The organism is Halomonas sp. H10-9-1, assembly GCF_040147005.1.
Classification (GTDB): domain Bacteria; phylum Pseudomonadota; class Gammaproteobacteria; order Pseudomonadales; family Halomonadaceae; genus Halomonas.
The window spans coordinates 814,305-835,106 of the sequence record NZ_JAMSHO010000001.1; the positions used below are offsets into that span (position 1 = coordinate 814,305).

Annotated in this window: 15 protein-coding genes; 13 read left to right on the forward strand and 2 right to left on the reverse strand. The window is 64.9% G+C overall.

Annotated features, from left to right (window positions below):
- Window positions 1-134 precede the first annotated feature (134 nt).
- Entirely contained in the window at window positions 135-896 is a 762-nt protein-coding gene (locus NFH66_RS03700; RefSeq protein WP_349608502.1) for an NRDE family protein, read from the reverse strand.
- A 107-nt stretch (window positions 897-1,003) separates the two neighbouring features.
- On the opposite strand from NFH66_RS03700, the gene NFH66_RS03705 reads away from it, so the two are divergent.
- The 9 genes from NFH66_RS03705 (at window position 1,004) to NFH66_RS03745 (ending at window position 8,580) form a co-directional block, all read left to right on the forward strand.
- Complete coding sequence (locus tag NFH66_RS03705; RefSeq protein WP_349608504.1) at window positions 1,004-2,002, forward strand: response regulator; 999 nt, start codon at window positions 1,004-1,006, stop codon at window positions 2,000-2,002.
- Window positions 1,999-2,793, forward strand: coding sequence for a sulfite exporter TauE/SafE family protein (locus NFH66_RS03710; RefSeq protein ID WP_349608506.1), 795 nt, complete (start codon window positions 1,999-2,001; stop codon window positions 2,791-2,793). Before NFH66_RS03705 ends, NFH66_RS03710 begins: the two co-directional genes overlap by 4 nt.
- A 121-nt stretch (window positions 2,794-2,914) precedes the next feature.
- Window positions 2,915-3,703: a prolipoprotein diacylglyceryl transferase gene (gene lgt, locus NFH66_RS03715; RefSeq protein WP_349608508.1), complete on the forward strand. Its 789-nt coding sequence runs from the start codon at window positions 2,915-2,917 to the stop codon at window positions 3,701-3,703.
- A 20-nt stretch (window positions 3,704-3,723) separates the two neighbouring features.
- The gene (locus tag NFH66_RS03720) at window positions 3,724-4,023 is read left to right on the forward strand and encodes a nucleotidyltransferase domain-containing protein (RefSeq protein WP_349608510.1); all 300 of its coding nucleotides are present in this window, start codon (window positions 3,724-3,726) and stop codon (window positions 4,021-4,023) included.
- Complete coding sequence (locus NFH66_RS03725; protein WP_349608512.1) at window positions 4,020-4,553, forward strand: hypothetical protein; 534 nt, start codon at window positions 4,020-4,022, stop codon at window positions 4,551-4,553. The genes NFH66_RS03720 and NFH66_RS03725 overlap by 4 nt, the downstream gene beginning before the upstream one ends.
- A gap of 91 nt (window positions 4,554-4,644) precedes the next feature.
- Entirely contained in the window at window positions 4,645-5,418 is a 774-nt protein-coding gene (locus NFH66_RS03730) for a thymidylate synthase (protein ID WP_349611649.1), read from the forward strand.
- Window positions 5,415-5,963 carry a dihydrofolate reductase gene (locus NFH66_RS03735; protein WP_349608514.1) on the forward strand — a complete coding sequence of 183 codons (549 nt, stop codon included), beginning with the start codon at window positions 5,415-5,417 and terminating at the stop codon, window positions 5,961-5,963. The genes NFH66_RS03730 and NFH66_RS03735 overlap by 4 nt, the downstream gene beginning before the upstream one ends.
- Window positions 5,964-6,041: 78 nt before the next feature.
- Entirely contained in the window at window positions 6,042-7,124 is a 1,083-nt protein-coding gene (locus NFH66_RS03740) for a ProQ/FINO family protein (RefSeq protein WP_349608516.1), read from the forward strand.
- A gap of 403 nt (window positions 7,125-7,527) precedes the next feature.
- The gene (locus NFH66_RS03745; protein WP_502878663.1) at window positions 7,528-8,580 is read left to right on the forward strand and encodes a porin; all 1,053 of its coding nucleotides are present in this window, start codon (window positions 7,528-7,530) and stop codon (window positions 8,578-8,580) included.
- A 172-nt stretch (window positions 8,581-8,752) separates the two neighbouring features.
- On the opposite strand, the gene NFH66_RS03750 is transcribed toward NFH66_RS03745, so the two are convergent.
- Window positions 8,753-13,396: an ExeM/NucH family extracellular endonuclease gene (locus NFH66_RS03750; protein ID WP_349608520.1), complete on the reverse strand. Its 4,644-nt coding sequence runs from the start codon at window positions 13,394-13,396 to the stop codon at window positions 8,753-8,755.
- Window positions 13,397-13,593: 197 nt separating this feature from the next.
- Here NFH66_RS03750 and NFH66_RS03755 point away from each other — a divergent pair, with 197 nt between their 5' ends.
- The 4 genes from NFH66_RS03755 to NFH66_RS03770 all read left to right on the forward strand — a co-directional run bounded on the left by NFH66_RS03755 (window position 13,594) and on the right by NFH66_RS03770 (window position 20,790).
- Window positions 13,594-15,936 carry a DUF4214 domain-containing protein gene (locus NFH66_RS03755; protein WP_349608522.1) on the forward strand — a complete coding sequence of 781 codons (2,343 nt, stop codon included), beginning with the start codon at window positions 13,594-13,596 and terminating at the stop codon, window positions 15,934-15,936.
- 176 nt (window positions 15,937-16,112) lie between these two features.
- Window positions 16,113-17,903, forward strand: a complete 1,791-nt coding sequence (locus tag NFH66_RS03760) for a type I secretion system permease/ATPase (protein ID WP_349608524.1) — start codon at window positions 16,113-16,115, stop codon at window positions 17,901-17,903.
- 38 nt (window positions 17,904-17,941) lie between these two features.
- Window positions 17,942-19,297, forward strand: coding sequence for an HlyD family type I secretion periplasmic adaptor subunit (locus NFH66_RS03765; RefSeq protein ID WP_349608526.1), 1,356 nt, complete (start codon window positions 17,942-17,944; stop codon window positions 19,295-19,297).
- Window positions 19,297-20,790, forward strand: coding sequence for a TolC family protein (locus NFH66_RS03770; RefSeq protein WP_349608528.1), 1,494 nt, complete (start codon window positions 19,297-19,299; stop codon window positions 20,788-20,790). The genes NFH66_RS03765 and NFH66_RS03770 overlap by 1 nt, the downstream gene beginning before the upstream one ends.
- Window positions 20,791-20,802: the final 12 nt, after the last annotated feature.

The window sequence follows — 20,802 nt, forward strand, 5'->3', positions numbered from 1 at the left end:
TGGGAGCCACCATCGAGGGTTAGCCCGCATTGTGGGAGCCCGATTTATCGGCGATGAGGGTTGGCACCGTTGTGTGGTCCTGTCGCGATCCTCTAAGCGCGTGGTGGCATTCGTATCGCGCAGAATCTGCGCTCCTACATGCTGAGCCTTGTCTCCCCCAGCGCCACTCCCCCGGGCCCGAAACGCCGTTCGCCGATCTCCATGCGTCCGCTGGCGTGCCAGTTCAGCCAGGTCATGGCTCGGGTGCCGTACTGCTCGCCGATGATGAAGGGCGAGGAGAGGGTGCGCTCCAGCGCGAGGCCCACGCCGGTATCCGGCAGGGCGCGGTCATCGGCGGGGCGGGGGTCGGCCATCGTCGCCAGGGCGTCGTCGGGCCAGCGGCCGTGGTGCAGGGCGGCGCCGAGCCCCTGGCGGGCATCGATCAGCTTCGGCCAGGGGGTGTCGAGGGAGGCGTTGGAGAGGCCATGGGTGCCGGGCGGTACATCGCGAAGCACGCACTCCTCACGCCCGCGGTGCAGGTGCCACAGCCGCTCGCCGTCGCCGGCCAGCAGGTTGAAGCCGGCATAGCGCAGCGCCTCGCCGCGTTCCAGTTGGGCCAGCCAGGCGGGCAGGTCGGGGTGGGTGAGGGCGGCATAGACCAGGCCGCCGCGGCTCGGCGCGCCATCCGGCACGCGCAGCTCGGGATCGCGCACGTTGGTCACCGCCGCGAAGCGCCCGCGGCGGTGCACCGCCAGCCAGGTGCCACCGGCCTCCAGGTCGCGCCCGCCAATGATCTCGGGGGCATGCTCCCAGGCGGCCAGCGGGGCGGCGGGGCGGGCGTGGAACTCATCGCGGTTGGCGACCAGGTGCAGGGGCCAGGCGCTGCCGGGGTGATGGTCGAAGGCAATCAGGCACATGGCGCCAGCTTAGCGGCTCGGCGCCGGGCGGGGAAGCTCCCGCGATGACAGCATGGCTGGCACGGCGTACACTTCAGTGCCACCTCGTTAACGGCCAAGGATGACGGATGCGAGACGAGTCACGGCGCCCCCGGCGCCTTCCAGCACTCATCATCATGGCGCTGCTGGCCCAGCTACTCCTGCTGCTGGCCGGTGGCGGTATCTTGTGGTTCGATGCCGCCGGGGCGGCCGCCTGGTTGATGGCCCTGCTGCTGGTCGCGAGCCTCAACCTGCTGCTGGTCGTGCTGCAGCCCGGCGGTTGGCCGCACGACCCGCAAGCCGAATCGCCCGCCGAGCCCCCCGCGCAACGCCGGATCGTGCGCGACTCGGTTGCCGAGCCCTCGGCGGCCAAGGAGCGGCTGCGGCGACGGGTGAGCGACCTGGAAGACGCCCTCGCGCATCGTGAACAGCGGATCACCCGCCTGGCGGCCGGGCGCGAGAGGGCCCGCGAGGAGTCACGCCTCAAGTCGGACTACCTGACACTGATGAGCCGCGAACTGCAGCGGCTATGCCAGCGTATCGACCAACTGGCCGGCGAGCAGGCGTCGACCCCGGAGGCCGGTCGCCACATGGCCGATGAACTGCGCGAGCGTCTCGCCGACCTGACCGAGCTGCTCGAGGGGCTGGCCGGTGAGCGCGAGCCGCCGTCGCGCCCGGCCGGGCGCCCGGGGCGGGTATTGATCGTCGATGATGGTCCGGTCAACCTGATGCTGGCGCGTCAGGTGCTGGAGCGCGAGGGGCTCGAGGTCACCGCGGTGACCTCGGGGGCCGAGGCCCTGGCCCTGCAGGAGCTGGAGCATTTCGATCTGGTGCTGATGGATATCTTCATGGAGGGCATGGACGGTATGGAGGCTAGCCGCCGCTGGCGCGAACATGAGCGTATTCGACACGTCGCCTCCGGCAGCGTGCTGGTGGCGCTGACCGCCAATGCCAGCGATGCCGACCGCCGGCGCTTCGCCGAGGCCGGGCTGGATGATTACCTGGCCAAGCCCTACCGCCCCCAGGAGCTGGTCGAGCGGGTCGTCCGCTGGCTGCCCGAGCGCCTGGAGGAGCGCGGCGTCTCATGAGCCTGTTGCCAGTGATTGTCGGCTATCTGGCGCTGGGGGCCGTGGCCGGGACCATGGCGGGGCTGTTCGGCGTGGGCGGCGGGCTGATCATCGTGCCGGCGCTGGTCTTCACCTTCGGTTTGCAGGGCGTGCCCGCGGAAGTCACCATGCACCTGGCGGTGGGCACCTCGCTTGCCACCATCGTGGTCACCGGCGCCTCCTCGGCCTGGGGCCACTACCGCCGCGGCAGCATCCATCGCCAGTGGTTCCTGGCCCTGCTGCCCGGGTTGTTGCTGGGGGCCGTGGCCGGGGTGTTCGTCGCCGATGGCCTCTCCGCAGGCAGCCTCGGCACGCTGTTCGGCGCCTTCGTGCTGGTAATGGCGGTGCGCATGGCGCTCTCCCGCGGGCCGCGCCCCGGCAGCGTGGCGCCGGGGCGGGCGGTGATGGCCGCCGCCGGCGGGGTGATCGGCGGTGTCTCGGCGCTGTTTGGGATCGGCGGCGGCACCCTCAGCGTGCCCTGGTTGACCCGCTGCGGTGCGTCGCTGCCCCAGGCCGTGGGTACCTCCGCCGCCTGCGGTATTCCCATCGCCCTGTTCGGGGCGGCCACCTTCATGGTGCTGGGCTGGGGCAATGCGCTGCTGCCCTCCGGGGCTGCGGGCTTCGTGATGTGGCCGGCCCTGCTGGGTATCGTGCTGGCCAGCGTGCCCTGTGCGCGCCTCGGTGTGTGGCTTGCCCATCGCCTGCCGGCCAGGGTGCTGCGCCTGGCCTTTGCCGCCCTGCTGGCGAGCGTCGGCCTGACCTTTGTTTTATAAGCTGAAAGCTTGAAGAGCGTCGCTTCGCTCCTGGAAGCTTGAAGCTGGAAGAAAGAAAAACCTTGACCTCAGAGTTAGCGGGACCATGCTGCTTTCCAGCTTCCATCGTTAAAGGACTGACATGCTTTCCTATCCGGATATCGACCCCGTTGCGATCTCCCTGGGCCCCTTCCAGGTCCACTGGTATGGCCTGATGTATGTGGTGGGCTTCGTCGCCGCCTGGTTCCTGGGGCGTCGCCGTGCCGCGCGCATCGGGCTTTCCGCCGACGATATCGGCGACTTGCTGTTCTACGCCGCCCTGGGCGTGGTGCTGGGTGGCCGGCTGGGCTATGCGCTCTTCTACGGCCTGGATCAGTGGCTGGCCGACCCGCTGTGGATCGTGCGGGTGTGGGACGGTGGCATGAGCTTCCACGGCGGCCTGCTCGGCGTGCTGGTCGCCGCCTGGTGGTTCGCCAGGAAAAAGGGGCTGGCCTTCTTCACCCTCACCGACTTCGTCGCCCCGCTGGTGCCCATCGGCCTGGGCGCCGGGCGCATCGGCAACTTCATCAACCGCGAGCTGCCCGGGCGCGTGACCGAGATGCCCTGGGGCATGCCGTTCCCCGGCCTCGGGTCCGAGCCGCGACACCCCAGCTCGCTCTACGAGGCGGCTCTGGAGGGGGCGGTACTGTTCGTGGTGCTGTGGTTCGTCACCGCCACGCCGCGCCGCCGTGGCCTGGTCTCGGGGCTCTTCCTCGCGTTCTACGGCGCCTTCCGCTTCCTGGTGGAGTTCTACCGCCTGCCCGACGCCCATATCGGCTACCTGGCCTTCGGCTGGTTCACCATGGGCATGCTGCTGACGCTGCCGATGATCGCCGCCGGCCTGGCACTGATCGCCTGGTCGCGCAGGCAGCAGGTGGATGCTCGAGTGTGATACGAAGCAAGAGGTGATGTATGAGACTGACCGACGAACAAGTTGTCATCATTAAGCAGGCAGCCCATGAGGTGTTTGGTGATGACGTCAGCGTTAAGCTGTTTGGGTCGCGACTCAACGACAGCGCGAGGGGAGGGGATATCGACCTTCTGGTGGAGAGTACGGCTAGCATCGAGGACAAGATGCAGAAGATGCTGACTCTCACGGCGCGCTTGCAGCTTCGCCTTGGCGACCAACCCATCGACATCCTGGTGGTAGACCCAACTACGTCTCTGAATCCCGTCCATCTACACGCAATAAAAACGGCACAGGTGTTATGAACGAGCAGCTACTGCCCATCGAACGCTTCCTGTGGACGCTGGACATCGTCCAGCGTGAAGGCAACCACTTGGCCTACAGTTGGCACACCCTGTTCGAAGGGGGCCAGGGGCCAAGCAGTGACTGGGTCGCAACTCTCGATCAGCGTCCGGAGGATGCCATTCGCCTGGAGGCATTTGTTTCCCGCTACAGCCGCATGCAGGACACCATCGCCGACAAACTGATCCCACGCTGGCTGCAGAGTCTGGCCGAGCGTGTGGGTAGCCAGATCGAAAACCTCAATCGGGCTGAGCGACTCGGTGTGCTGGAAAGTACCGAAGCCTGGCTGGCGGCACGTAAGCTGCGAAATCAGCTGGTGCATGAATACATGCAAGAACCCGATGCCTTCGCCGATGCCCTGCGGGAGGCGCGAGACTACTCTTTGATGCTGATGGCGACTTACAATCACGTCCGCTCCTACGCCGGAGAACGCATGTCGCTGGATGCCCCGTTGCCCGAGGAACTGGTGCTCCCCGGTCAACAACTCGGCTGAGTTCGGGTAGAATCCGCCACCCACCCGCCGCCTTGGTGATGCCGTGACCGACGCTACCCAGCCCGCCCTCGAACAGCCCTACCTCGACCTGATGCGCCAGGTGCTCGACCAAGGCGTGGAGCGTGGCGACCGTACCGGGGTAGGCACACGCTCGGTCTTCGGCCACCAGATGCGTTTCGACCTTTCCCTCGGCTTCCCGCTGCTGACCACCAAGAAGCTGCACACCCGCTCGATCTTCCATGAACTGCTGTGGTTCCTGGCCGGCGACACCAACATCGCCTACCTGAAGGAACACGGCGTGCGCATCTGGGACGAGTGGGCCGACGCGAACGGCGACCTCGGCCCGATCTACGGCTATCAGTGGCGCAGCTGGCCCGACCCGCGGGGCGGCCACGTCGACCAGATCGCGGGGCTGCTCGACCAGCTGCGCACCAATCCCCAATCGCGTCGGCTGATCGTCTCCGCCTGGAACCCCGCCCAGGTCGACGAGATGCAGCTGCCGCCGTGCCACTGCCTGTTCCAGTTCTACGTGGCCGAGGGGCGGCTCTCCTGCCAGCTCTACCAGCGCAGCGCCGATATCTTCCTGGGCGTGCCCTTCAATATCGCCAGCTACGCGCTGCTGACCCAGATGATCGCCCAGGTGGCGGGGCTCGCACCCGGCGAGTTCATCCATACGCTGGGCGACGCCCACCTCTACCTGAACCACCTGGAGCAGGCCGAGGAGCAGCTCACTCGCGCCCCGCGGCCGGCGCCTCGCCTGCTGCTCGACCCGAGCGTCAGCGACCTCTTCGCCTTTGGCATCGAGCATATCGCCATCGAAGGCTACGACCCCCACCCCCATATCAAGGCCGAGGTGGCCGTATGACCGACGAGACCCTTATCCCCGTCGCCATGATCGCCGCCATGGCGCAGAATCGCGTGATCGGCGTGGAGAACCAGCTGCCCTGGTACCTGCCCGAGGACCTCAGGTTCTTCAAGCGCATGACCCAGGCCAAGCCGCTGGTGATGGGGCGCAAGACCTTCCAGTCCATCGGCCGGCCGCTGCCCGGGCGGCTCAATATCGTGGTCACCCGCGACACCGGGTTCGCCCATGACGGCGTGCGGGTCTGCCACGACCTGCCCTCCGCCCTGGTCCTGGCCGACCAGCAGGCCATCATCGACGGCGTGGAGGAGATCATGGTGATGGGTGGCGCCGAGATCTATGCCCAGGCCTTGCCCCATGCCAGCCGCCTCTACCTCACCGAGGTGGCTATCGAGGTGGCGGGCGATGCCCGCTTCCCCGAGGTCCCCCCGGCCGAATGGGAAGAGGTGCAGCGCGTACCCGGCAGCCCCACCGAGGGGCAGCCCGCCTACGATTTCGTCGAGTATCGTCGTCGCGACGATGAGCACCGGGAGAGCGTCGGCGGCTGACGACATTTGTCATGGGCGCGCTTCTGGCACAGACTTGATGGCACGCCTGTACCACAGAGCCTGCGGGAGGAGACCGGTTTGGCCGAGCAACGCCTACACTCGCTGCTGGACGCCCTGGATGGGCGCACCCGATCGCTGCTGGAGCACCTGGCCCTCGAGCGCGAGGCGCGCCGTCACGCCGAAGCCGTGCAGGGCGAGCTGGCCCAGCGTCTCGCCGAACTGGAACGCCGCCTGGCCGAGGCCGAGGCCACCCGCCTGGAGCTTATCGAAGAGTGCCGCGAACTCGACGAGCAGAACAGTGAGCTGGAGGCCCATAACCGCCACCTCCACGAGCGCCTGGCCGGCGGCGAACCCGCCGAGGGCGGCTTCCGCCCCGGGCGTCGCTCCCAGGGGCTTTCCGCGCTGATCGGCCGGCGCCCGACGGCGCCAGGCAACGCTCCCGCCGAACCGCCAGCAGCGGCCGAACCCACCACGCCACCGAGCGTCTCCGCCACCAGCGATAACTCCGCCACCAGCGATAACAAGGCAGAAGCTCGGCATCATCGGGCGAAGGGTGATACCAGCGAGCCCCTATTCGCTGGCCATGCCGCCGGAAAACCCGAGCTTGCACAGGAGCCGTCGAGCGCCCGCCAGGATTCCCTGGCCATCGACGAGGCTCCCTCTCCCCAGGCCCTGCTCGAGGAGTGGTATGCGCGCTATCCCGCCGCCTTCTTCAAGGGCCATACCCGGCCGCTGATGGTGGGCATCCACGAGGTGCTGGCCCGCCGCGAGCCCTGGCCCGAGAAGCTGGTGCGAAGGGCGCTGGCCTGCTACGTCAACCTGCCGCGCTACCTCAAGGCGGTGCGCGACGGCGCCGAGCGCATCGACCTGGATGGCCAGCCCGCCGGCAAGGTCGACGCCCAGTCGGCCGATCACGCCCAACGCAAGCTCGACCGCCTGCAGGGCGAGAAGCGCACCGGCCAGGGCCGCACCCCCCAGGGGCGTGATCGCATGCGGAACGGCAAGCCGGCCAGGGTAGCGGCCCAGGGCCCAGCGAAGGGCCAACCCTCGCCGCAGGGGATGGGCGGTAACGCCGGGCCTGATCGCGAGCATACCGAGCCGGCACCCGCCACCATGGATGAGAAACTTTCGGCCCTGCTGGCCAAGCATAACGGCCGCTAACATCCTGATAGGCGGGTGTTTTTTTTAATCTCCATCGCTCGCCATGTCGCCATCGGGGCGGGTTGATGAGCGTTGACTTGTGTTCGTCATATCGGCAAGGCATTATTCAGCAACCGCCGTGAGGCGCGTGTTTGCATAATTGATGGAAAGTTCCGAGTGAAGGGGCAGCGCATAGGGAAACAGTGTTTTTTCTTCTTGCGTTCCCTCATGACCCGGTATAAGGTTGCTCCTGCGAGCATTGGAATATAACTAAGGCTTTGCCGAAGTGAGGCTCGCACCGGCACCCTCCGCGAGGAGGCCGGCCGAGTCGAGCCGGCGCAGACCGGCCAAGCCGCCGAATCGCCCAAGAGCGGTCGGCATAAAACGATCGAAACAGACTGCTAGTCAAAGGAACATCATCATGATGAAGAAGACACTGTTAGCGACTGCTATCGCCGCCACCATGGTCGCCTCCGGTGCCCAGGCTGCTACCGTTTATGACCAGGACGGCACCAAGCTCGACATCTATGGCCGTATCGCCATGGGCGTCGCCGGCGGTGGCCCGGAGTATAACTCCGCCGACGAGAAGATCGACAACGGCGCCGAGTTTGTCGATGTCTTCTCTCGTCTTGGCCTGCGCATGAGCCACGAGGTCACCTCCGACCTGACCGCCTTCGGTCGTCTGGAGTGGCGCTTTAAGGGTGATGAGCGCAGCGGCGAGTCTGTCAACGGCGTCGACGCTTTCAGCGAGATTCGCCAGAGCTATATCGGCCTGCGCAGCAACAGCTGGGGTACCATCCAGGGCGGTAACTTCGACTCCTTCTACAACCAGGCCGTCTCCGCTCCGTTCGATGTATACATCGATCGTGGCCTCGAGTTCGCAGGCCACCCGACCCAGTCGCGCGGCGACTCCGTCGGCTACATCACCCCGAACCTGTCCGGCTTCCAGGTCTATCTGCAGGGCAAGCACTACAGCACTCGCGGCGAAGTTGAGCCCACCGATGGCTCCACCGTTGCGGGTCAGGGTGGTGCGGTCTACGAGATCAACAACCTGCGTCTGGCTGCCGGTTTCGTCGACGATGTCGTCGAAGGCGGCGGCAACGACGAGATGCTCTACGGCGCGACCGTCTCCTATGAGTTTGTGCCTGGCTTCTCCGGCCGTCTGGGTTACGAGACTCAGGACGACAGCAGCACCCATGGTGGCGGCCATGACACCTGGGGTGTCGGCATGAGCTACTCCAGCGGTCCGTGGGCTGTCAACGCCGACATCTATGATGTCGATCCGGAAGGCGGTGACAGCCGCACTTCCTGGGCGCTGGGCGGCTACTACAACCTGACCAGCAGCTTCCAGACCTTCGTCGAGCTGCAGCAGGCCGATCAGCAGGCGATCAATGTCACCATCGATGGCCTGGACTCCGATGTCGAAGCCGATGGCGACGACATGTACTACCTGGTCGGCGCTCGCTACTTCTTCTAAGCGACGCTACCTCTCGCCCCAGGCGAGCGTAGTCTGAACGAAGCCGGCCCCCCGTGGGCCGGCTTTCTTGTTAGCCAAGGGCTCCAGAGGCTCCTAGCTCACTTTATCGGATACGCAGGAAACGGCCCCGACACGTCGGGGCCGTTTACCTTTCAAGATGCGACGATTGCGCTTAGGCGATGACGACCTCCTCGCCCAGGTCAAGGCCTACCAGGATCGGGTCGTGATCCGAACTGCGGAATGCATCCGGCGTGTAGAGGTTCTCATCCTGACGGTCGCTGGTGAAGTCGGTGTTGTAGTCCAGTGCTGAGGCCTCGTCAGCGTTGATATGCCAGGTAGTTGTGCCGCTGATCTGATCGAGCAGGGATTCGCTGGCCAGAGCATGGTCCAGTGAGCCCCAGGCACCATCGAACACATAGCTATAGTCATCGTTGAGTCGGGTATAGCCAGCTTCAAGCAGCGTGGTGATGGGATCCTCCATGGCATAGGCATTAAGGTCGCCGATGATCAGCACGTCGCTGTCGCCGCTGCCGGTGGGGTCGCTGGCCAACCACGCCAGCAATTCCTCGGCGGCCTCAACACGCGTCGGGTTGTTGTTGCCCTGGCCATCGCCGATGGCATCTTCGCCGTTGACCACGCTGCCCTTGGACTTGAAGTGGTTGACTACCGCCGAGAACACTTCGCCGGTGGCGTTCTCCTCAAAAGTCTGCAGCAGCGGGGCACGGTTGGCTGTGGCGAAGGCGCCATCGGTCTTGGTGGCGGCGGCGCCCAGGGGCGTAACCGCGTCGCTGTTGTAGAGCATGCCCACCGCGATGGCGTCGTCACCAGGGCTTGTGATAGTGCCCTCGGCATCCTCAGGCACGCTGTAGGCCCAGGTCACGTCATCGAGTCCTCGTGCTGCCGCGTCGGCGTTAAGCGCCGCCACCAGGGTGGCGATGGCGCTCACCTCGCCGTAGCCATTGTTCTCGATCTCCATCAGCCCCACCACGTCGGCACCGCTGGTGTTGATGGCCTCCACCAGTTTGGCCTCCTGGCGCGCCAGCTCCTCGGCGTTATCGGCACCGCGTGGGCCGTGGGTGCTGCCATCGAGCGTCACCGTCTGGTTGCCGTTTTCATCCAGGGTGGTGAAGTAGTTGAGCACATTGAAGGACGCCACGGTCAGGCCCGGGTTGCCAAGTGCTTCGGTGTCTGGAGTAGCGGGGCGCTCAGGACCACTGAAGTCCAGCCCCTCGACGTTCTGCACCTTCCACTCGCCGAAGCTGAAGTCGAGCACACCCTCCAGCATATCCAGTGCGTCGCCGCCACGCAGCGGGTTCTCGGCGGATAGCTCCTGACCGTTGCGGGCATAGATCACTGGGCCGGGGTTCTGGGCACTATTGGCGTCGTCGATCTTGATGGTGCGCGCCTCGGCGTCCGCTAGCCAGGCGGCATAGCCGTCGGTGTCCGGTGCATTGACCTCGGTGAACTGCTCCAGGCGGCCTCCGGAAGAGAGCGTCACCTCACCATAGCGGCCCAGCTCGTAGAGCTCGGTCACCACCAGTGGCTCGCCATCCAGGGCCTCGATAGTCACCCGCATGCCCTCGAAGGCCTCGAGGCCTGCCTTGTCGGTAAACGGCAGCTCGATACGCTGGCTTTGGGGCAGCGCCAGGCCGCTCTCCAGCACCTGCAGACTGTCGCGGTCGGCACTGAGCTGGGTCTTGTCGAAGTATTCCGAGACGCGGCCGTCGATACGGACCTGGTCGCCGGCGCTCAGGTTAGTCTCTAGCCAGTTGACGCTGCCTTCTCCCGTATAGACGAAGACCCCCTCCGAGGTGCTGGAGTCAGCATCGATATCGGTGTCCTCTTCTTGCAGGAAGAAGCCGTCTAGCCCCGGTGTCACCATAGTGACAACGGCTTCCACGGTAACCTCCTCATTTATCAGCGGACTCACGTCATCGCTGCCTTGAATCGCCGAGATCAGCGTGATGTCCGGCTCGGGATGGGAGGCAAAGCCCGGCGAGGCTAGCGCCGGCACATCGCCACCGTCGCCCCCCAGGGCCGTTGAGGCCTGGGCGCTTTCATCATCGAGAGTGACGAAGCGCTGGGCATCCACATCCCAGGCGGCGGCATCGAAGCCCTCGGTATCGGGATAGGCCTCGAAGGCGACCCGGTCACCGTCGATGCGCGGATCGCCCTGCCATAGCGTGACCGCATCGCCGCCGCTACCCAGGCCCGAGGCGTCCGGCGCATAACCGATGGCCAGCGACTCGATGCCCGGCAGATCGCGCCAGGCGTCACGGAACTCGGCCACCGCCTCGGGCCCGCCGTCGACGATCACGATGGCCGACTCGCCGGGTGCCAGTGCCGTAAGCCCCTGGATCTCTACCGCGTCCTGGGGGTCGGCACTATCGTCATCGTAGAAGAGTGCCGCCGTGGTAAAGTCGATCGCTGCCTCTGTGCGGTTGGTGATCTCGAACCAGTCCTCGGTCACGTCCGGGCCGCTCTGTCCGGACCAGATCTCGGTGATCGCCAGGCCAACATCGCGCTCGCCAGGCACATAGACGGCCTCCATGGTGCCGACTTGGAACTCTATCGTCGCCTCGCTCGGTAGCGCACTGTTATCGCCAGCCCAGTTGTCCGGATTACCGATGGCTGCCAGCAGCTCGCTGGCAGTGCCGGTGCCCGGACCCACATAGGCCACATTATCCCACTCTTCGCCGGCCCCTTGGCCTGCCGCCACGGCCGTCAGGCCAGCCTCCAGGCCTAAGGGGAGGGCGGAGTCATTGGAGCTTGACGCACTTTCCTGCCACTCACTGCTGTTAGTCTGCACGGCAAACAGGAAGGTGGGTGCCTCGGCGTCGCCGGTAAAGGCGATGACCTGGTCGCCGCTGGCCGAGAGATTGAAACCGTTATTGCCAACGGCATCGCTGTTGGCGTCGCGGAATTGGTCCGCCTGCTCGATGTAGGAGATCCGCGTCCCCGGTGCCACCCCGCCTTCTGGCGCCGTCCAGGTCACGGCGCCCTCGTTGGCACGGAAACCGTCGCCGGCCCAACCGGAATCCGTGAAGGTGATCTCGGCACCTGCCGCGATGCCCTTGAGCGCCACGAACTGGAAGTCATCGGGATTGTCTGTCCTGACCGCGGTGATGGCGATATCACCCGGCTGCGGGTCGAACGCCGGGAGGCTGGCGAAGTCGATATCGACGCCAATAAAGCGCTGCTGTTCGGCGGGCAGATCCTTGGACTCGCGGCCATCCTCCAGCCAGTCGACGGTGCCGCTGTCGTAGAGCACGCCGGCAGTAAAGCCATCGGCGCTCGCCTGAAGATCGAAGAGAGCCTCGGGCTTGGCGCCCAGGGCGTCGGGAATGGTGTTCAGATCGACGCCCTCGATCTGGCGAACGGCGTGGGCGCCGTCCCAGTGATAGAGAGCGAAGCCGGCATCGCCACCGTCCTGCTCGGGACCTGCCAGTATCAGGAAGCTGTCTTCCTCGGTGGGTTCGATGGAGCGGATCGCGCGGCCGCCCATATCCAGGCGCAGCGGCGCGCCGAAGTCGGCCTCGCTGTCTTCACCCGACACCAGCGCCGGGGCATTGATCACCGGAATGACCTGCGCCATGCCACCATCCAGCGGAGCGCGCAGGCCCAGCAGCAGGGTCTCGCCGACGAAGGCGGCCCCCTCGATATTGAGTCCTGCGCTCAGGCCGAGCGCATCGGCGCCTCGCCCATGGCCATTAGCGGCATCCCAGGCAGTGAGCTGGTCAGCCAGGTCGGCAAACTGTCCCGATACCTCGATACTCAGGGTGTCGGCCTGCTCGCCGGTGATCTGGGTGGCGAACAGCAGCGAGCGCTGGGCGCTCTCATGGGAGCCCAGCCAGTAGTGGGTGTCGCCCAGACTGGCGACTGCCTCGATATCGACCTCTTGGGTATCGGTCAGCCCCAGGGCCGTATTCAGGGGGAGCTCGGCCAGCGGCATGCCATCGTCATCACGGTCGAAGAGGCGCAGCACCTGGTCCTCGTCATCGCCCACCAGCATCAGGCGCTGGCCGATGGCGATGGCCGCCGAGGCGTCCGATGCGCCCGCATGGTAGCGCTCGCCGAGCCCCAGGTCAGGATTGATGGACTCGGACTCGGACTCGGACTCGGACTCGGACTCGGACTCGGACTCGGACTCGGGCTCGGGCTCGGGCTCGGGCTCGGGCTCGGGCTCCGGTTCCGGTTCGGGCTCAGGTTCGGGTTCCGGTTCGGGTTCCGGCTCTGGCTCTTGTGCCTCTTCCATCAGAGCCCCCAGATAGTCCGCTAGTGAGGGAGCGGGCGCATTGTCTTCCTTGAGCAGGGCACTAAGGGCACGGGACTGGCCCAAGCCTTGTGCCTCTTCGCTGGCGTGGATGGCGGAAGCGACATCGCTTCGCGAGGCGCCGGCGTCCAGCTGCTCGAGCCAGTAGGCGGATCCATCTGCATCCGGGGTGCGCTGTAGCAGGCTGGCATAGGCACCTTCAAGCCAGGCGGCATCGTCAAGCATCACCACCATCTCGCTGGCCTCTGCGGAGGCCTGCATGGCGCTACGAATGTCATCAACCGAGGCCCCTTGGCGCAGCTCGCCCACCCAGTAGCGCAAGCCTTCCGGATCGGCGGGGCGCAGCAGCTCTTGCTGGTAAAGCGCCAGTACCGGCTGGATCTCTTGCTGGAATTCATCGCTTACCAGAAAGTCACCGGCGACGTCCTCCAGCGTGCGGGCACCACTCTCTACAACCCCAAGCCAGTAGTTGAAGCCGGCGGTATCGGGTTCGCGGAGTAGCAGGTCGCGATAGAGCGAGGTCAAGACAGCGTGGTCAGACATGGGAAACGTCTCGGTCGAGGATGAACGCTGTATCGTTTCATTCGGATGTTGCGGTGCTCTGACGCTTCAATGACGTTGTCAAGGCAGGCGAGGGTCTGGCCTGGGCGTCATGTTTCAGTAGGAGAGCTGTCACCCCGTCGTCACCTTCCATGGCCATGGTAATGCCGTCCAGCCATCACACCCATGGAGCGAGTCCGATGAGCAATTACCGCCTGCAGCTGCTGCACGCCGCCGATATGGAAGGAGGCGGTGGTGACCTGCTGAACGCCCCCAACTTCGCCGCTATCGTCGATTACCTGGAGGATCAGGAAGCTAACTCGCTGTTCCTGAGTTCCGGTGACCTGGTGCTGCCGGGCCCGTACCTCGCCGCCGCAGGTGATAGCTCGCTACAGCCGGCGATTCAGTCCGCCGCCGAGGCGATCTATGGCTTGCCGGCCGGCACGCTCGATGGAGTGACCGCCGCCTCGGGGCGGGTAGAAACTCTACTGATGGACCTGTTGGGTGCCGAAGCCGTCACCCTCGGCAACCACGAGTTCGACCAGGGCACCGGCCTGATCGCCGACATGATCGCCCCGGTCCTGGGCGAGGGTGGCACCCTGGCGGATCTCGAGTGGATGGGATCTCAGTTCCCCTACCTCTCGGCCAACCTGGATTTCAGCGGCGATGCCAACCTGGCTCCACTGGCCACCACCGAGCTGCTTGAACGCGATGCTTTCCGTGCCTCTCCGGAGCAGGTCGTGGCGGGCGCCGATACGCCCAAGCTGGCGCCGGCCATCGTCACCGAGCGTGGTGGTGAGCAGGTCGGCATCATCGGCCTGACCACCCAGATCCTTGAGAGCATCTCCTCGCCGGGCAGCACCGAGGTGCTGGCCGGTGGCAGCAACGACATGCAGGCCCTGGCCGAGTTGGTACAGCCGATCATCGACCAGCTGGAGGCCCAGGGCGTCAACAAGATCGTGCTGGCTTCGCATCTTCAGCAGATCCAGTTCGAGGAAGAGCTGGCCACCCTGCTCGATGGTGTCGATATCGTGATGGCGGGCGGCTCCAACGCCCTGCTGGCTGATGCCGAGGATGTCGATCGGGGCCTTTACCCCGGCGCTCCGGCCCCCTACAACGCCTACCCCATCCTGACCCAGGACGCCGCCGGTGACGACGTGGCCATCATCAACACCGATGGCGGCTGGCGCTACGTGGGGCAGCTGGTGGTGGAGTTCGACGAGGAGGGGCGGCTGATCGCCGACTCGCTGGGTCCCGAGACCTCCGGTGTCTACGCCGCGACGGATGCGCAGGTGGAGGCACTGTGGGGTGACCTGGAGAGCGCCTTCGCCGAGGGCACCAAGGGCGATATCGCCGAGGAGCTGGTCGGCGCGGTCGCCGAGTTCGTCTCCGAGCAGGATGGCAACATCCTGGGCCTGACCGACACCTACCTGGTCGGTGAGCGCGGCGCGGTGCGCACCGAAGAGACCAACCTGGGTAATCTCACCGCCGATGCCAACCTCTGGTATGCACGCCAGGTGGATGACGAGGTGCTGGTCTCCTTCAAGAACGGTGGCGGCATCCGCGAGCCTATCGGTCGGGTGGTCGTGGAAGGTGACGACGGTGAGCCGCGTTATGAAGCGCCCGCCGCCGATGCCGCCATCGGCAAGCCGGAAGGCGGTGTATCGCAGCTGGACGCGGCCTCGGCGCTGCGCTTCAACAACGACCTTGCCATCATCAGCGTGACACGCGAGAAGCTCCTGGAGGTGCTGGAGCATGCCGTGGCGGCTTCCGCGCCTGGGGTCACCGCCGGCCAGTTCGCCCAGGTCGGTGGCATCCAGTACAGCTTCGACTGGGAGCAGCCCGCCGGCGAGCGTATACAGAGCGCCGCCATCGTGAGCGAGGAGGGTGAAACCCTCGATGTGCTGGCCGTGGATGGCCGTTTGGTGGGCAATGCCGACAAGCTCGTCAAGGTGGTGACCCTCGGCTTCCTGGCCGACGGCGGTGACGGCTATCCCCTTGGCGAGGGTAGCTATCAGCAGCGCGTCGACCTGGTCGAAACGCTGACCGATGACGGGGCCTTCACCTTCGCCCCGGCGGGCACCGAGCAAGACGCCTTCGCCGAGTACATGGCCGCCTTCCATGCAGAGACGGCGTTCAGTGAAGTGGAAACCCCGGCCTCGGAAGACACCCGCATCCAGAACCTGGCCGAGCGCGATGACGCGGTGCTTGAAGGCGATGCCGGTGTGCTGCTGCGGCTCTACGACGCCGCCTTCGACCGCGATGCCGACGGCGCCGGGCTGGGCTACTGGCTGGACCGCCAGGAAATTCTGCAGACAGAGCAGATCGCTGACTTCTTTGTCGTCTCAGACGAGTTCAAGCAGCTCCACGATTCGATCGAACATGCCGCCTTCGTTGATCTCATGTATCAGAATGTGCTGGAGCGCGAAGCCGATGCCGCCGGCCGTGACTACTGGATCGAGCAGCTGGCCGAGGGCGACAGTATGGGTGCGGTAATGGTCGGGTTCACCGAGTCTGATGAATCACAGGGGCTTATTGCCTGACACGCCTCTGTAGAGGTGTTACCGGCCCCGCTGACCATGCGGGGCCGGTTGTTTTTAGCATGCCGGTTGGCCTCCGCTACCGACATACGGGGGATTCTGGTATCCTCCCAAAGTTAATCGCTCAATTTCGATTGGTCAGCTTCAACGCATTTTTCCCTTCAACGGTGAATCGCCCCATGGCAAAGCAACAAGATGCCACGGATCTGCAGCGCGCCCTCCGTGCGTGTCGTGGTTCCTTCGTCTCGGTCGGCTTCTTCAGCATGTTCGTCAATATCCTTATGCTGGTCCCGCCGATGTACATGCTCCAGGTCTACGACCGGGTGCTGACCACCCAGAGCGAAGAGACGCTGCTGATGCTGACCCTGGTGGTCGTCTTCCTGTTTATGGTGATGGGTGGGCTCGAGCTGGTGCGCTCCAGGATGCTGGTGCGCGTCGGCAACCGGCTGGATACCAACATCAATGCGCGCCTCTATAGCGCCATGTTCCGGCGCAGCGTGGTCACTCAGGGCCAGCACAGCGCCCAGCCGCTTAGCGATCTGACCGGCCTGCGCCAGTTCCTCACCGGTAATGGTCTGTTTGCCTTTTTCGATGCCCCCTGGGTGCCGGTCTACCTTGGGGTGCTGTTCCTGTTTCACCCCTGGCTTGGCATCTTCGCTACCTGTGCCGGCATCGTGCTGCTGATCCTGGCCATCGCCAACGAGAAGGCCACCAAGGGGTTGTTGGCTGAAGCCAACAGTGAGCATATCAAGGCTCAGGATCTGGCAAACTCCAACTTGCGCAATGCCGAGGTGCTGCATGCCATGGGCATGTTGCCTGGCATCATGGGCCGTTGGGCCGAGAAGCATCACGAGTTCCTGGCCAAGCAGTCACAGGCCAGCGACCGTGCCGGCGCGCTGACCAATGCCTCCAAGGTGCTGCGCCTGCTGTTCCAGTCGATGATTCTGGGCCTGGGGGCCTATCTGGTGCTGCAGGCCGAAATGACGCCAGGCATGATGATCGCGGGCTCGATCATCATGGGTCGTGCCCTGGCGCCCATCGATCAGATGATCGGCAGTTGGAAGGGGTTTGTCAGTGCACGTGGTGCCTATGGGCGACTCAACGAACTGCTGACTCAGATCCCCGAAGATAATCGTCGCATGTCTCTGCCGGCACCCAAGGGTGATCTTGCGGTGGAGACCGTGGTGGCGGCCCCCCCGGGGGTGCGTATGGCGACCATCCGCGGCATCAATTTCGATACACCGGCGGGCGAGCATGTCGGCATCATCGGTCCCAGTGCCGCCGGCAAGTCGACTCTGGCGCGTGTCCTGCTCGGCATCTGGCCGACCCAGGTGGGCAGTGTACGCCTGGATGGCGCCGAAATGATGCATTACAACCGCGACGAACTTGGCCCTCATGTGGGCTACCTGCCCCAGGACATCGAGCTCTTTGACGGCACCATTAGTGAGAACATCGCACGCTTCGGCGAGGTGGACCCCGACAAGGTCGTCAAGGCTGCCAAGAAGGCCGGCGTTCACGAGATGATCCTCGAATTGCCGAACGGCTACGACACCTACATCTCCTCCACCAGTGGCGCGCTCTCCGGTGGTCAGCGTCAGCGCGTGGGACTGGCCAGGGCACTGTATGGTAATCCGGTCTTCATCGTGCTCGATGAGCCCAACTCCAATCTGGATGAGGCTGGCGAACGCCATCTGAGCCAGGCTATCCAGCATCTGAAGCAAGAAGGGGTGACACTGTTCGTCATCAGTCACCGCACCAGCGTGCTCAAGAACATGGACAAGCTGCTGGTCATGAAGGATGGCCAAGTCAGTGCCTACGGGCCCCGCGATCAAGTGATGGCACAGTTTGCAAAGAAGGGGGTACAGCGACAGGGGCAGGTTAGTCAGGCATCTAACGCGCGACTAGCAGCGATCCGTGGTGGCCGTGGCGATACAAACTCTGCAGCAGGTATCACCGAGGAGCAGAAGTAATGGCTGACAAGCATGAAACTGATGCAGGCCAGCAAGCCGTGTCACGTCCCGAAATCGATGTCACCCCCCAGCCACAAACTCTTGAAGGGGAGTATAGCGAGAAGCTACCCACCAGCGACAAGGGCTATCGTCGCCTGGGCATCATCATCCTGTTGATCGCCTTCGGTGGCTTCGGTACCTGGGCCCTGACCGCTTCGCTGGCGATCGCCGTGGTAGCTCCTGGTAATGTCTCCATGGAGTCCTTCAAACGCACCGTGCAGCACCTGGAAGGTGGTATCGTCCGGGAGCTGCTCGTCGAGGATGGCGACAAGGTAGAGGCGGGCGATCCGCTGGTGATCCTCAGCGATACCCAGGCACGCTCCCAGCTTGACATCGCCCGCTCCCAGTATCTTATCAACCGCGCCATGGAGGTTCGTCTGCTCGCCGAGCAGCAGGGTGCCGCCGAGGTCCTGACGTTTCCTGATGAGCTTACGGAGAGCGAACGTGACCGCGTACAGCAGGTGCTGGCCGTTCAGCGCAGCCTCTTCGTGGCCCGTCGTGAATCGCTCCAGGGTGCGCTCGACTCGCTGGATGAGCAGGTTCAGCAGATGCGCAACCAGATCGAAGGGCTCGAGAGCCAGATCGGCATCAACCGCCAGCGGGTCAGCTCGCTGAAGTCCGAAGCCGAAGATTTCCGGTCTCTCTTTCGTGAGGGGTTGGGCGACAATCAGCGTTTACGTGAACTAGAGCGCCAGGTGCTGGAATACGAGGGGCGTATCGCCGAGCACCGTTCCCAGATCTCAAGCCTGAAGTCCCAGATCAGCGAGAACCAGCTGCAGAAGGAGGTTCGCCGCCAGGAGTTCCAGTCCGAGGTGGGCGAACAGCTGCGCAACGCTCAGGCCCAGATCGCCGAAGCCGAGGAGCGCATCACCTCGCTGACCGACCAGGTCAACCGCACCACCATCGAGGCCCCTGTCTCCGGCACCGTGGTGGGGCGCCAGGTACATACCATCGGAGCGGTGATCCGCGGTGGTGACCCCATCATGGATATCGTGCCGGCAGGGGATGGCTTTGTGGTCGAGGCGCGCGTTCCCAATCGCGATATCGACAACATCTTCATCGGCCAGTCGGCGACCATTCGCTTCTCTGCATTCAATCAGCGCCTCTCCAACGAGATTGATGGCGAGATTATCCATGTCAGCGCCGACAGCTTCGAAGATGAAGCCACCGGCCAGATGTACTATAGGGCGCGGGTTCGGGTGACCGAAGAGGGAGAAAAGGACATGACCGAACAGATGCAGCTGCTTTCCGGCATGCCCGCCGAGGTGCTGATCCGCACCGGAGAGCGCACCTTCGCCAGCTACATTGCCAAACCGATCACCGACATGCTGGCGCGTGCCATGAGGGAAGAGTGATGCGTCGAGATCGAAGCCGCCGCCTGGTCGCCCTGACGCCTCTGGCCCTTGCCGTCGCGCTTTCCGCCCAGGCCCAGGAACCAGGGGCCCAGGAGCCAGCAGCACAGCCGCCGGCCGGCGATGAGGCGCTTTCCGCCCTTGCCGAACTGGAGGCCGCCGCGGAGCAGTCTGCACAGCGCCCGCTGCCGCAGCTGCCGCTGCTGGTCGAGCGAGCCATGCAGAACGATGTTGACCTCTCTCGCCAGCGCTATGAGCTGCAGGCCAGTGAGCGCGAGATCGACAAGGCCTGGGCTCAGCTCAAGCCGCAGCTGTCGGCCAGTGCCAGCTATCAGTATCAGCAGGGCGACAACTACTACACCGACAACCCCAGCTATGACCCGTCCAATGAGCGCGTCGACCCGGATAACGAGGCGCGCTACGAGGGCACCACACGCGACACCCTGTGGCAGGTCAGTCTCAGCCAGCCACTGTTCAGCCTGGAGCGTTGGCGCGGGGTGGATCGTGCCGAGCAGCAGGTGGATGCCGCCGAGCTGGACCTGGCCCTGGTCGAGCGCGATCTGGCCCTGTCGGTCAGCGAGGCCTACCTCAACGCCTTCACCGCCTCCCGCAAGCTGGCCACCCTCAATGCCCAGCAAGAAGCGCTCGACCTCCAGGTTCGCCAGGCCCAGCGTGCTTATGAGCTGGGGGTCGGCGATCGCATCAACCTGCTGGAGGCGCAGTCGCGATTCGACCAGGCCATCGCCGATGCCGTGCAGGCCGAGAACGAGCTGGATGACGCCCTCAGCGAGCTCGAGCGCCTCACCGGCCTGCGTCCCGATTTCGGAGAGGCCCAGCTCGGCGAGGTGGATGACGTAAGCCTGGATGAGCTGGCTCGGGATGAGCAGGAGTGGCTGGCCTCCATCGGTAATAACCTTGACGTCTTGCGCGCCCAGGCCGAGCAGGCCATCGCACGCAGCGACACCCGGGTGAGGCGCAGCGGCTACTACCCCGAACTCAACCTCAACCTCAGCTACAGCGATCGTGCCTCCAACGACCCGTTTCGGGAGAGCCAGGATGCACGGGCCAGTGTCCAGCTGGAGGTGCCGATCTATCGGGGTGGCTATACCACCGCCAATGTCGAGCAGGGCGAGCTGAGCGCCATGGCGGCGCAGGAAGCGCTGGACAACCAGCGTAATCTCACCGCCCAGGAGGTGCGCAGTCGTCTGCGTTCGCTGAACGGCAACAGCCGACGCATGGAAGCCCTCAAGCAGGCCATCGAGTCCAGCCAGCTGTTCCTCGAGGCCGCCGAGCGTGGTGAACAGCTTGGCCTGCGTGACCTGGTCGATGTGCTCGACGCCCGCTCCAGCCTCTACGATCAGCGCATTCAATTCATCGATACCCTTGGCCGCTATGCTCAGGACCGCCTGGCGCTGGAAGCCGCCATCGGCAACCTGGGCACCGACGACCTTCAGCAGACCATGCGGCTACTGGCGCAGGTCGTGCCGACCGACTGACGAGGAGCCCGG